Here is a 12,285-nt window from a genome sequence, read left to right as displayed (position 1 = left end):
CGGGAAGGCGGGTCAGCCGGTCTTCGCACCACGGCGGGCGTCGATGACACGGGCCGCCACGGCCTCCGGTGCCTCGTGCTCCCAGAACCGCAGCACGGTCCAGCCCGCCGCCGCCAACAGCTCGCTCGTCTCGCGATCGCGCGCCATGTTCTTGTCGAGCTTCTCACGCCACCACTGTGCGTTGGCCTTCGGCTGCGTCGCGTGCTCGGGACACCCGTGCCAGAAACATCCGTCGAGGAAGACGGCGACCTTGGCCCCGGGGAAGGCGATGTCGATCGTGCGGCGCGGCATGCCGGGCACCTTCACCTGCAGGCGATAGCGCAGGCCCGCCGCGTGCAGCAGTCTGCGCACCGCCAGTTCGGGGGTGGTGTTCCGGCGTGCCTGGCGACTCATACGGGCCGACACGGACGGGGAGGAAGGCACGGCCGCGGTCATGACGTTCTCCCTCCTCCACTGTTCGTCTGCTGGTCCGGGGAGGCGTGCTCGGTCGAGCCACGACGAGGACTCGGCACGGCACCCCCACCTGAAGCCGATGGTACGTAACCACCGGACCGGCGACATCGTGTCCCCGGCCGGATCACCCCGCTCAGCCGCCGGACACCTCGTGGCACTCCGCGTACGGCTTGCCCGAGCCGCACCAGCAGGACGCGGTGGGGATCGGGGGCCACGGGGTGGCCTTGCCGCGGGCCGCCAGGGTCGTGGCGTATTCGGCGAGGAGGGACGGGGAGGCCGGGGAGGTCTTCTCCGAAGCCGCGAAGGCCTCGTAGGAGGGGACGCTCGCCGTGACGATGCCCAGGTTCGTGGTGCCCGAGGCGGCCAGGGCGCGCAGCGAGGTCTCGATCTCCCGCAGGTGGGCCTCGTGCGAGGGGTACTCGGAGGCCAGGGTCGGGTAGCTGGTCAGCAGCTCCGACAGTTCGCGCTGCGGCCAGTGCAGGATCGCCACCGGGAAGGGCCGGGAGAGGGCCGCGCGGCGGTCGCCCAGTTCGGCGCGCAGGCGGGCGATCTCGGCGCGCAGCTCGGTCGGGTCGTCGGAGCCCAGGGCCCAGATGCGCTTGGGGTCGTGGAGCTCGTCGAGGGGGATCGGACCGATGTGGCGGGTGTCCGCGACCATGTCCCAGTCGTCGTGCGGGCGCCCGAGGAGGCGGCGTACGCGATGGCGGCCCGTGAGCAGGGCGGTGGTGGCCGGGGTCAGCGGGTCGTCGTCCGCGATGAGGAGGGTGGCCGCTTCGGTGAAGCAGTCGTGCGAGGCCTCCAACTCGTCGTGGGCCTCCAGGGCTTCCGCGATGACCTCCCACGGCGCCGGTTCCTTGGGCGAGGCGGCGCGGATGCCCGAGATGAGGGCGCGGGCCTCCGCCTCGTGACCGTACTCCCACAGGTTCGCCGCCTGGAGGGCCTTGATCAGGTGGGGGTCGGACGGTGAGGCGGACAGGAGTTGGTCGTACAGGGCACTCGCCCGGTCGCGTGCGTCGGCCAGTTCGAGGTGGGCCGCGGCCTGGAGGAGCAAGGGCTCCTGGTCCTCGGGGTAGCGGGTCGCCGTGCGGATGAGGCGCTCGGCTTCGGCGATGTGCTCGGCAGGCGTGTCGGGGCGCATGGTTCACACCGTACTGCCGCTGGTCAGTTGACGGGGGAGGACTTAGGGTGCCGCCCGTGCGAGATCGCGTACGTGTCGTGGTGCAGGGGAGCGGCCGGCGGGGGCGCCGGGCCGGTCTCGCGGGGGTGCTGTGGGCGGGCGCCGAGCTGATCGTCACCGTGGGGGTGGTGGTCCTGTTGCTGGTGGTGCATCAGGTGTGGTGGACCAACCGGCAGGCCGCGGCCGCCGCTCAGGAGCAGGTCCAGGCCCTGGAGCGGGCCTGGGAGGCTGATCCCCCCGACGCTCCCGGAGGGGAGCCGGCCGGGTCCGCGACGGGAGCCGGGGCCGGGTCCGGGGCCGAGGGTGGTCCGGCGGTGGGTCCCGAGACGAGCGGGCCGGCGGCCACCGGCGCGGCGCCCGCCGCGACCCGGGCCGCGCGACCCGCCGGCGGGACTCCCGCGCGGGACCGGGCGTACGCCGTGCTGCGTGTCCCGCGCCTCGGGCTCGTCGTCCCCGTCGCGCAGGGCGTCGACAAGCGGGCCGTCCTGGACAAGGGCTACGCCGGGCAGTACCCGGGGACCGCCGGGCCGGGGGAGCGGGGGAACTTCGCGCTGGCCGGGCACCGGAACACGCACGGCGAGCCGTTCCGGTACATCAACCGGCTGCGGGCCGGCGACGAGCTGATCGTCGACCTGCGGGGACGCCGGTACACGTACGTGGTCGGGAAGATCCTGAACGAGACCACCGAGCGGGACACCGGGGTGATCGCGCCCGTGCCGCGCAGCGTGGTGAAACCGGACCAGGGGTACGGCGAGCCCGGGGCGTACATCACGCTCACCACCTGCACGCCCGAGTACAGCTCGAAGTACCGGCTGGTGGTCTGGGGGACGCTCCGCTCGTCCGGGCCGTCCTGACCGATCGGGTTGTCGGTGGGCCCGGTTACCATCGGTGTCGTACGGGAGTTCGTGCGCGGGAGTGGAGAGGGGGAGGTCGGTCATGGCTCGGCGACGACGCGACGGCGACCTGCTGTCCTTCACCTTGTTCGCGCGGACCTCGCGGGCCCTCGCCGTGCTGCTCCCGCTCGTGCTGCTCGGGGGACTCCTCGGGCTGTTCGCCGGGGAGGGCGGGCTGGGCGCCGTGGTGGTCGCCCTCGCGGCCACCGTCGCCGTGGGCACCGAGGCTCTCGCCGCCGCCGCGCGGCTCGTGCGGCCCGTGCCACCGCACCGCATACGCACCGCGATCCGTGATCGCGAGCAACGCACGGCGTTCCTGCCGCAGCGTGATCCCGATGCCTCGGGCCGGTCGCGGCCCAGGGCGCCCGGTCGTCTCTTCCCGACGGCCGCGTAGGGGCGCGCAGTACTTCTCGCCTTCTGCTGACTGATCACTGTTGTCGCCCCTCGCGGGTCGTCACGCCGAAACGCATCTCTTTCGACGTTCGACGAGACCCTTCGGAGGGCCCACGTGTCCGTTTTCACCCATCTTGTTGCTGAGCTGGGTCGGCTTCTCGAGCCGGTACTGGCGCAGTCCGCGACCGCTGCCGCGATCGTGCTGTTCACCGTGCTCGTACGGCTCGCGCTGCACCCGCTGAGCCGGGCCGCCTTCCGCGGGGCGACTCCGGCGGCCGGGTGCCTGCCGATGCTGCTGCAGCTGCCGGTGTTCTTCGTGATGTACCAGGCGTTCTCCTCCGCCGAGGTGGGCGGGAAGGCGAACGAGCTGCTCGGGCACCGGCTCTTCGCCGCGCCGCTGGGGGCTCGGTGGACCGACGCGCTGGGCGAGGGCGGCCTGTTCGGGGCGCAGGGGCTGGTGTTCCTCGGGCTGTTCGGGGCGATCGCGGTGGTGGCCGCGTGGAGCGCGGTACGGGGGCGCCGGACGGCCGCCTCGGTCGCGGCGGCGGCTGCCGAGGCCAAGGCCGCCGGCCCGAGGAAGCCGGCCGGTCGGGTCGCGCCCCAGGGCAAGGCCGGCGCCACGGCGGGGGCCAGGACCGGGGCCAGGACGGGGGCCGGCGTCGGGGTCATGGCCGAGGTGAGTGCCGAGCAGCAGGAGGTCATGCGCAAGCTGGGCGGCGTACTGCCCCTGCTCTCGTTCGGGACGCTGATCACGGCCGCCGTGGTGCCGCTGGCCGCCGGGCTCTACCTGCTGACCACCACCGCCTGGTCGGTGGCGGAACGCGTCTGGCTCCAGTACCGCAAGGAGCGGGCGGAGCGGTCCGGGGAGCAGATGGCGCAGTAGCGGCAGCGGATGGAGGCGGGCGTTCCAGTCCGTGAACAGGGTCTTGCGGATTGGAAGGACATCTTGGAGGATCGACCAAATCCTCCGATGGCCGCAACCCATCGGCCGGCCCTGGCACGCCCCGGGCCGACCACCCACGACCACGGGAGAATGTCCATGAAGCTGCTGCGTGTCGGACCCGTAGGGTCGGAGCGCCCCGCGCTGCTCGACCGGGACGGGACCCTGCGTGACCTGTCCGGCCTGATCACGGATGTGGACGGCGGCCTGCTGGCCGACGACTCCGTCCTGACCCGGGTACGGGACGCGGCCGAGTCCGGCGAGCTTCCGGTCCTGGACGCCGAAGGCCTGCGCATCGGGGCCCCGGTCGGCCGCATCGGCAAGATCGTGGGCATCGGCCTGAACTACTTCGGCCACGCCGCCGAGATCGGCGCGGAGCCGCCGGCCGAGCCGATCCTGTTCCTGAAGGCCGCGGACACCGTGGTCGGCCCCGACGACACCGTGCTGATCCCGCGCGGCAGCGTGAAGACCGACTGGGAGGCCGAGCTCGGCGTCGTCATCGGCAGCACCGCCCGCTACCTGGACTCCGCCGTCCAAGGCCTCGCGCACGTCGGCGGGTACGTGCTGGTCAACGACGTCTCGGAGCGCGAGTTCCAGATCGAGCGCGGCGGCACCTGGGACAAGGGCAAGAACTGCGAGACCTTCACCCCGATCGGCCCCTGGCTGCTCACCGCCGACGAGGTCCCGAACCCGCAGGTCCTGGACGTGAAGCTGTGGGTCAACGGCGAGCTCCAGCAGGACGGCAACACCTCGGACCAGATCTTCCCGGTCGGCGAGGTCGTCCGGTACCTGAGCCACTTCATGACGCTGTACCCGGGCGACGTGATCGTCACCGGTACGCCGGCCGGCGTGGCGATGGGCCGGCCGGAGCCGAAGCCGTACCTGCGGGCCGGTGATGTCGTGGAGGTGGAGATCGAGGGTCTCGGTCGGCAGCGCCAGGAGTTCAAGGGCGCGTAGCCGGACGCCGTGGCAGGACAGGGGAAGGGGCGGGGTCGCATCGGCGGCCCCGCCCCTTCCCTTTCGACGAGCGCCTTCCGGCGACCGCCGTCGGCCCCGGTCCGCCGTCCCGTCGCGCGGGCGGCCTCAGCCGGATGCGGCCCCGGTGGCGGGCAGCTCCACGACCACGCCCTGCTCGGACGACCGGCGGGCCGCCTCCAGCACGTCGAGGCACTGTGCGGCCTCCAACGCCGTCACGGGCGCGGGCCCGCCCGTGCGCAGCGCGGCCTCCACCGCCGCGTAGTACGCGGGGTAGTCGCCCTGCTCGGTCGGAACCGGGATGCCGCCGCCGGTCAGCGGGGACTCGCCGGAGCCGAGCCGCCCCCACAGGTGCGGGGGCTCCTCGCCCCACGGCAGGTCCCCGCCCGGCCGCAGTCCCTCGCGCAGGGCGCCCTCCTGCGGGTCGAGGCCGTACTTCACATAGCCGGCCCGGGAGCCCAGGACGCGCAGTCGCGGTCCGAGCTGGGCGGTGGTGGCGCTGACGTAGAGGTGGGAGCGGACCCCGTTCGCGTGCGTGAGCGCGAGGAAGGTGTCGTCGTCGGTCTCGGCGCCCGGGCGGCGCACGTCGGTCTCCGCGTACACCCGTACGGCCGGGCCGAACAGCACCAGCGCCTGGTCCACGACGTGGCTGCCGAGGTCGTAGAGCAGGCCGCCGATCTCCTCCGGGGCGCCCGACTCGCGCCAGCCGCCCTTCAGCTGCGGGCGCCAGCGCTCGAACCGGGACTCGAAGCGCTGGACCTCGCCGAGCTCGCCGTCGGCGATGAGGCGGCGCAGGGTCAGGAAGTCGTTGTCCCAGCGGCGGTTCTGGAAGACGGAGAGGAAGGTGCCGCTGCGGTCCGCGAGGGCGGCGAGCGCGCGGGCCTCGGCGGCGGTGGCGGCGATCGGCTTGTCCACGACCACCGGGATGCCGGCTTCGAGGGCGGTGGTGGCGAGCGGGACGTGCGTCCGGTTGGGGGAGGCGATCACGACCAGGTCGAGGTCCCGCTTCCACAGCTCGGCGGCGGTGGCGGCGATGTGCACGTCGGGGAACTCCGTGCGGGCCTGGGTCTGCCGGGCCGGGTCGGAGGTGACGACGGTGTCGAGGACGAGCCCGTCGGTGGCGGCCACGAGGGGGGCGTGGAAGACGGAACCGGCGAGTCCGTAGCCGATGAGGCCGACGCGCAGCGGGGCGGGAGAGGCGGGGGAGGAGGCGGAGGTGGCAGGGGTGGCGGGGGTGCTCATGGCTCCACTTTGGCAACAGTGTTGCCGAAGTGCAAGGAAGGTGGACAATGGTCATGTGAACAGCGGGAGCGGTGACGGGCGCGGCGGGGTGAACCTGCCGACGCTGCGCGGGTACAACGAGGCGCTGATGCTGGATCTGCTGCGCGGCGCGGATCCGGAGGGCCTGGGCCGCGCCGAACTCGCGGACCGTGCGGGACTCACCCCGCAGGCCGTCAGCAAGATCACGGCCCGGCTCGGCGCGGACGGACTGATCGAGGAAGCCGGGCGCGCCGCGTCCACCGGCGGCAAGCCACGCACCCTGCTCCGGCTGGTGCCGGAGGCGCGGCACGCGCTCGGGGTGCACCTGGACCGCGACGAACTCCGAGTCGTACGGGTGGACCTGGCGGGTCACGTCGTCGCCGAGAACCGTGGCCCGCTGGACTTCGCGGTCGGGCCGGACGCCGTGCTGGAGGCCGTCGTCCAGGCGGTCGCGCGGGTCCGTGATCCTGCCGGGCCGCCGCTGCTGGGCGTGGGGGTGGCCGCGCCGGGGCCGCTCGACCACCGGTCCGGGGTGATGGGCCGGGTGACCGGGTTCCCGGAGTGGGAGGGCTTCCGGATGCGGGAGCTGCTGGAGGGGCGGCTGGGGCTGCCGGTGCTGGTCGACAAGGACACGAACGCGGGAGTGGCCGCCGAGGGATCCGGACGGTCCGGTGGGTGCGGGCCCGGTACCTCCGTGTACCTGCACGTGGGGACCGGGCTCGGCGCGGGCCTGTGGCTGGGCGGCGGGATCTACCGGGGCGCGCGCTCGGCGGCGGGAGAGTTCGGGCACCAGGTGATCAGTCTGGACGGCCCGCCGTGTCCCTGCGGGGCGCGGGGCTGCGCGGAGGTGCTGTGCCTGGGGGCCGTGGCCCGGGGCGATCTCGCCGAGGCGGCGCGGGTCCTGGGGGTGGCGGCGTCCAACCTGGTCGCGCTGCTGGACGTGGACCGGGTGCTGCTCGGTGGGCGGGCGGTGGCGGCGGCGCCGGCGGTCTTCCTGAGCGGGGTCCGGGAGGTGCTGGTGGAGCGGGCGGCGGTGCCGGCCGCGATGCCGGTGGTCGCCCTCGCGCGGATGGGGGTGGCCGAGGGGGCGGCCGAGCTGGCGCTCGGGCCGACGTTCGGGCGGCGGGCCGGGTGAGCCGGGTGCCGGGTGCGTGTCGGGTTCCGGGTGCGGCGCCGTTGCCGGGGGCGCTGCCCCCGGACCCCCGGGCCTCAAACGCCGGCGAGGCTGAAAGAGCGCCTCGAACGCCGGCGGGGCTGAAAGAGCGCCTCGAACGCCGGCGGGGCTGAAAGGGCGCCGGGGTTGACCTCGTGTGCCATTCGGGCGTAAACCGGTACGACTCAGGCGTGGCTCCCGATGGGGGCTTGCGCGGGGGTGGCAGGGTGCGGGCAGGCCGGGGTGATTGTCACCTCGTCCGATCATCGTCCCGTCCGGCGAGCAGCGAAGGTCTTCCATGCGACTGCGCAAAGCCCTTGCCCTCACCGCCGCCCTCTCCGCAGCCCTGGTCGCCACCACGGCGGCCACCGCCGGAGCCGACATCGGTGCGGGAGGCGGGCGCCCCGCGCCCGCGCTGCCCTCGCGCGCCCAGGCCACCTGCGGTGACGGGAAGAGCACGGCCTTCCCCATCGGGGCGCGGATCCGTGGCGGTCCGGCCGTGTACCGCACCGGTGCCGGGCCGCAGACCTGGTACCTGGACCTGACCAACACCACCAACTCCGAGTGCACGGCCATCCACCCGATCGTCGTCTTCACGGACAAGGCCCACACCCTGCGCCCCGCCCACCTGCGCATGGAGTTCGACGCCCCGGGCGGCACCTTCCCCGTCAGCCTGGAACACAGCGACCGCGACGAGATCATCGCCATCTTCGACGGCGGCGACGCCTTCCCCGGCTTCACCGTCGGCCCCGGGGGCTCCATGACCGTCAAGGTCGGCCTCTCCTTCGCCCCCGACGCCCCCGTCGGCGAGGTCGTCGCCGACGCCGCGCTCGTCCAGCGCAAGGGGGACGACGGCGACTGGATCGGCGAGGCGGGCGGCTACCGCTTCTCCGTCGAGGGGCCGGAGGATCCCGTCGAGGCGGGCTCCCTCGCCCACACCGGCCCGCGCGAGTGGGTGTACGGCACGGGCGCCGTGGCCGCGCTCGCCACCGGTGGCGGGCTGCTACTGGGGGCCCGCCGACTGCGCCGCTGCGCGCGCTGACCCCCACGTACGGCGGTCGCGAACCGTCCCGTGCCCCCGTCACCGCGCGCCGTCGACCGCCCCGCATAGAGTCCCACCGTGGAAGAACAGACCCAGCGGCACCGCCCCGGCTCGCCCGTGCGCTCCGGCATTCCCGAGCACGGCCGGATCCCCAAGTACTACGCCGTCAAGGCCCGGATCGCCGAGCTCCTCGACGTGCTCGGCGAGGGCGGCACGCTGCCCACCGAGCGTGATCTCGCCGAGCGGTACGAGGTGTCCCGCGAGACCGTCCGCCAGGCCCTGCGCGAACTGCTGCTGGAAGGTCGGCTGCGCCGCTCCGGCCGCGGAACCGTCGTCGCCGGCCCCAAGCTGGAGCAGCCGCTCTCCCTCGCCAGCTACACCGAGGGCGTACGCCGCCAAGGCCGCCGCCCGGGCCGTCACCTCATCGGCCTGGAGCAGTTCCCCTGCCCGCCCGACCTCGCCCCCGGCATCGGGGCCGAGCCCGGCGAGCCCGTCTGGCACCTGGAGCGGGTCCTGCTCGCCGACGATGAGCGCGTCGGCCTGGAGAGCACGTACATCCGGGTGGCCCGGGCCCCTCGCCTGAACAGCGACTTCCAGCCGGACTCCTCCTTCTACGGATACCTCCGGGACAGCCTCGGCATCTCCTTCGGCGAGGCCGACGAGAAGCTGGAGACGGTCCTGGCGACCCCCCGCGAAGCCCTGCTGATCGGCACCCCGCCCGCTCTCCCCATGCTGCTGATCCACCGCTTCTCGCGGGACCAGGATGGCCGGCCGCTGGAGCGGGTACGTTCGCTCTACCGTGGTGACCGGTTCAGCTTCACGACCCGACTCCACGCCGAATAGCCCAGGAGGAATCATCCGGTACAGGTCGAATCAGGACGCATTCACATCACAAAAAGATAACGGGTCTAGTCCAAGTGTCGAGGGCTGTTCACCGGCGCGTCGCCGGACGGCTCCTCGCGGGCCACGGACCCGACCCACCGTTGGCGGCGTGAAAGTCATAGTCGTCGGAGGCGGCGTGGTCGGCACCATGCACGCCTGGCAAGCAGTCGAACGCGGCCACGAGGTCGTCCAGATCGAGCGAGAAGCGGAGGCCCGTGGCGCGTCCCTGCGTAATTTCGGCCAGATCTGGGTCAGTGGGCGGGCCGGGGGAGAGGAGCTCGACACCGCCCTGCGGGCCCGCGAGCTCTGGGAGCGCATCGGCGCGGAGGTGCCCGGCCTGGGCTTCCGCGCCATCGGCTCCCTGACCCCCGTCCGCACCCCGCGCGAACTCGCGGTGGCCGAGGCGGCCCTGGCCCGCCCGGACGCCGCCGCCCGCGGCTACCGACTGCTCACCGCGGCCGAGGCCCGGGAGATCAACCCGGCCCTGCGCGGCGCGTTCGAGGCCGCCCTGTGGTGCGAACGGGACGCGGCCGTCGAGCCGCGCACCGCGCAGCTCCACCTCCGCGAGGCCCTGCGCGCCCGCGCCGCCGGCCGCTACACCTTCCTCGCCGGCCGCGAGGTCCGCGAGGTCGTCGGTCCCGGCGCCGTCCGCGACGACCACGGTGACGTCCACCGCGGCGACGCCGTCGTCCTCGCCACCGGCGCCTGGCTGTCCGGCCTGGTCCGCGAACTGGTCCCCGACCTGCCCGTCCGCCGCGTCCGCCTCCAGATGATGCAGACCGAGCCGCTCGGCGAGCCGCTGACCACCTCGGTCGCCGACGCCGACAGCTTCCGCTACTACCCCGCCTACCGGTCCCCCGCGCTCGACGCCCTCAACGCCGAGCAGGAGCAGGCGCCGATCGCCGCCGAGCACAAGATGCAACTGCTGATGGTCCAGCGCCGGGACGGCGGACTGACCATCGGCGACACCCACGAGTACGAGCACCCCTTCGCCTTCGACACCCTCGAAGACCCCTACGAGCACGTCGCCGCCGTCGTCGAGTCCTTCCTCGGCCGCCCCCTGCCGAGGATCCGACACCGCTGGGCGGGCGTGTACGCGCAGTGCACCGACACCACCCGCGTCGTCCACCGCCAGCAGGTGGCCGACGGCGTCTGGCTGGTGACCGGACCCGGCGGGCGAGGCATGACCTGCTCGCCCGCCATAGCCGAGACCACCGCGAACGAACTGGGCTGGTAAGTCAGATGAGCGACACCGACATCACCAACAGCACCGACAGCACCGACAGCACCGAGGGAACCGCCGGCGGCGGCCGCAAGCTGGTCGTCCTCGACATGGCCGGCACCACCGTCGCCGACGGCGGCCTCGTCGAGCGCGCCTTCGAGCAGGCCGCCGAGCGACTCGGCGTCGAGCCCGGCACCCCCGACCACGCCGAGAAGCTCCGGTACGTCCTCGACACCATGGGCGAGTCCAAGATCTCGGTCTTCCGCCACCTCTTCGGTACGGAGGAACTCGCCCACCGCGCCAACTCCGCCTTCGAAGAGGCCTACGGCGCCCTCGTCGACGGCGGCCTCGTCACCCCGCTCCCCGGTGCCCGCGCCGCGATCGAGCAGCTCCGCGCCGACGGCCGCACCGTCGTCCTGACCACCGGCTTCGCCCGGGTCACCCAGGACGCCATCCTCGACGCCCTCGGCTGGCAGAACCTCGCCGACCTCACCCTCTGCCCCGCCGACGCGGGCGGCCGCGGGCGCCCGTACCCGGACATGGTGCTGACCGCGTTCCTGCGCACCGGCGCCGTGGCCGACGTGAGCGACGTCGTGGTCGCGGGCGACACCGCCTACGACATGCTCAGCGGCCGCCGCGCCGGCGCCGGGACCGTGGCGGGCGTCCTCACCGGCGCCCACGACCGCGAGGCGCTGACCCGACACGGCGCCACCCACGTCCTGGCCTCCGTCGCCGAACTCCCCGCCCTCCTCGGGGAGTCCCCGTGAGCGGTATCCGCTTCGACGCGGTCAGCGTCGCCTACGGCGGCAACACCGTCCTGGACTCCCTCGACCTGACCGTCGAACCGGGCGAGGTGATGGCCCTGCTCGGCCCCTCCGGTTCGGGCAAGACCACGGCCCTGCGCGCCGTCGCCGGTTTCGTCCGGCCCGTCGCGGGCCGGGTGCTGATCGGCGGCCGGGACGTCACCGCGCTCCCGCCGCACAAGCGCGGCATCGGCATGGTCGTCCAGCAGTACGCGCTCTTCCCGCACATGCGGGTCGAGGACAACGTCGCCTTCGGCCTCAAGGCCCAGAAGGCCGCGAAGGCCGAGATCCCGGGGCGCGTCGCCGAGGCGTTGGAGATGACCGGCATGGCGGCGTACGCCGAGCGCTACCCGCGCGAGCTCTCCGGCGGCCAGCAGCAGCGCGTGGCCATCGCCCGCGCCCTCGCCATCCGCCCCGGGGTGCTCCTGCTCGACGAGCCGCTGTCCGCCCTCGACGCGCAGCTGCGCTCCGGAATGCTCGCCGAACTGGCCCGCCTGCACCGCGAACTGCCCGACGTATCGATTCTGTACGTCACCCACGACCAGGTCGAGGCGCTCACCCTGGCCGACCGGATCGCCGTCATGGACCAGGCCCGGCTGCGGGAATGCGGGACCCCGCAGGAGCTGTACCGGGCCCCGCGCACCGAGTTCACCGCCTCGTTCGTCGGCAACGCGAACCTGCTGCCGGTGACGGTGGCCGAGCGCGGCGCGGTCTTCGAGGGCCGGACGTTGTCCCTCGACCGCGGCCTCGCGGCGCCGGGCGCCACGGCCACCCTGTGCGTACGGCCGCACCTGCTCGGCCTGGGGGCCGGCCCCAACGCGCTGAGCGGCACCATCACCGAGGTCCAGTGGCGCGGCTCGACGCACCGGCTGTACGTGGACGTCGCCGGTCACCGCGTGAAGGCGGACCTTCCCGAGCTGCGGGAGACGCCCGCGCTGGGGGAGCGGGTCACGCTGCACTTCGAGCCGCGGGACGCCGTGCTGCTGGCCGCGGGGGTGTCGTCCCGTGCCTGACGCCGTGCGGGGGGCCGCGCCCCCACGGGGCTCCGCCCCGGACCCCGCGCCTCGAACGCCGGCGGGGCTGGAAAAGCGG

General features: G+C 73.8%; 13 protein-coding genes. 10 read left to right on the top strand and 3 right to left on the bottom strand.

Annotated features, from left to right (window positions below):
* Positions 1-12: 12 nt before the first annotated feature.
* Positions 13-435, bottom strand: coding sequence for a very short patch repair endonuclease (locus OG624_RS16160; protein WP_033224768.1), 423 nt, complete (start codon positions 433-435; stop codon positions 13-15).
* Between the two features lie 151 nt (positions 436-586).
* The gene (locus OG624_RS16155; protein WP_033224770.1) at positions 587-1,591 is read right to left on the bottom strand and encodes a tetratricopeptide repeat protein; all 1,005 of its coding nucleotides are present in this window, start codon (positions 1,589-1,591) and stop codon (positions 587-589) included.
* Positions 1,592-1,647: 56 nt separating this feature from the next.
* Here OG624_RS16155 and OG624_RS16150 point away from each other — a divergent pair, with 56 nt between their 5' ends.
* The 4 genes from OG624_RS16150 (at position 1,648) to OG624_RS16135 (ending at position 4,813) form a co-directional block, all read left to right on the top strand.
* Positions 1,648-2,484, top strand: a complete 837-nt coding sequence (locus tag OG624_RS16150; RefSeq protein ID WP_371587835.1) for a class E sortase — start codon at positions 1,648-1,650, stop codon at positions 2,482-2,484.
* Between the two features lie 82 nt (positions 2,485-2,566).
* Complete coding sequence (locus tag OG624_RS16145) at positions 2,567-2,917, top strand: DUF6412 domain-containing protein (protein WP_208869416.1); 351 nt, start codon at positions 2,567-2,569, stop codon at positions 2,915-2,917.
* Between the two features lie 114 nt (positions 2,918-3,031).
* Entirely contained in the window at positions 3,032-3,799 is a 768-nt protein-coding gene (locus tag OG624_RS16140) for a YidC/Oxa1 family membrane protein insertase (protein ID WP_161292649.1), read from the top strand.
* A gap of 156 nt (positions 3,800-3,955) precedes the next feature.
* Positions 3,956-4,813, top strand: coding sequence for a fumarylacetoacetate hydrolase family protein (locus tag OG624_RS16135; protein WP_033224772.1), 858 nt, complete (start codon positions 3,956-3,958; stop codon positions 4,811-4,813).
* Positions 4,814-4,939: 126 nt separating this feature from the next.
* Here OG624_RS16135 and OG624_RS16130 read toward each other — a convergent pair whose 3' ends face one another.
* Entirely contained in the window at positions 4,940-6,073 is a 1,134-nt protein-coding gene (locus tag OG624_RS16130; RefSeq protein ID WP_051763707.1) for a Gfo/Idh/MocA family protein, read from the bottom strand.
* Between the two features lie 55 nt (positions 6,074-6,128).
* Here OG624_RS16130 and OG624_RS16125 point away from each other — a divergent pair, with 55 nt between their 5' ends.
* The 6 genes from OG624_RS16125 (at position 6,129) to OG624_RS16100 (ending at position 12,206) form a co-directional block, all read left to right on the top strand.
* Positions 6,129-7,226 (top strand): ROK family transcriptional regulator, encoded by a 1,098-nt coding sequence (locus tag OG624_RS16125; protein WP_033224773.1) that lies wholly within the window; start codon positions 6,129-6,131, stop codon positions 7,224-7,226.
* 316 nt (positions 7,227-7,542) lie between these two features.
* A complete protein-coding gene (locus OG624_RS16120; RefSeq protein WP_371587834.1) occupies positions 7,543-8,286 on the top strand; it encodes a hypothetical protein in 744 nt (247 codons plus the stop codon).
* Positions 8,287-8,364: 78 nt separating this feature from the next.
* Entirely contained in the window at positions 8,365-9,129 is a 765-nt protein-coding gene (locus tag OG624_RS16115; RefSeq protein ID WP_030771334.1) for a GntR family transcriptional regulator, read from the top strand.
* A gap of 148 nt (positions 9,130-9,277) precedes the next feature.
* Positions 9,278-10,405: a TIGR03364 family FAD-dependent oxidoreductase gene (locus OG624_RS16110; protein ID WP_033224774.1), complete on the top strand. Its 1,128-nt coding sequence runs from the start codon at positions 9,278-9,280 to the stop codon at positions 10,403-10,405.
* Positions 10,406-10,410: 5 nt separating this feature from the next.
* On the top strand, positions 10,411-11,157 hold the full coding sequence (locus tag OG624_RS16105) for a phosphonatase-like hydrolase (protein ID WP_371587831.1): 747 nt from the start codon (positions 10,411-10,413) through the stop codon (positions 11,155-11,157).
* Entirely contained in the window at positions 11,154-12,206 is a 1,053-nt protein-coding gene (locus OG624_RS16100; protein WP_371639529.1) for an ABC transporter ATP-binding protein, read from the top strand. The genes OG624_RS16105 and OG624_RS16100 overlap by 4 nt, the downstream gene beginning before the upstream one ends.
* Positions 12,207-12,285: the final 79 nt, after the last annotated feature.

This window comes from Streptomyces virginiae (assembly GCF_041432505.1).
GTDB classification, from domain to species: domain Bacteria; phylum Actinomycetota; class Actinomycetes; order Streptomycetales; family Streptomycetaceae; genus Streptomyces; species Streptomyces virginiae_A.
The sequence above is the reverse complement of the archived record's forward strand: the minus strand, read 5'-3'. Positions and strand labels throughout refer to the sequence as shown.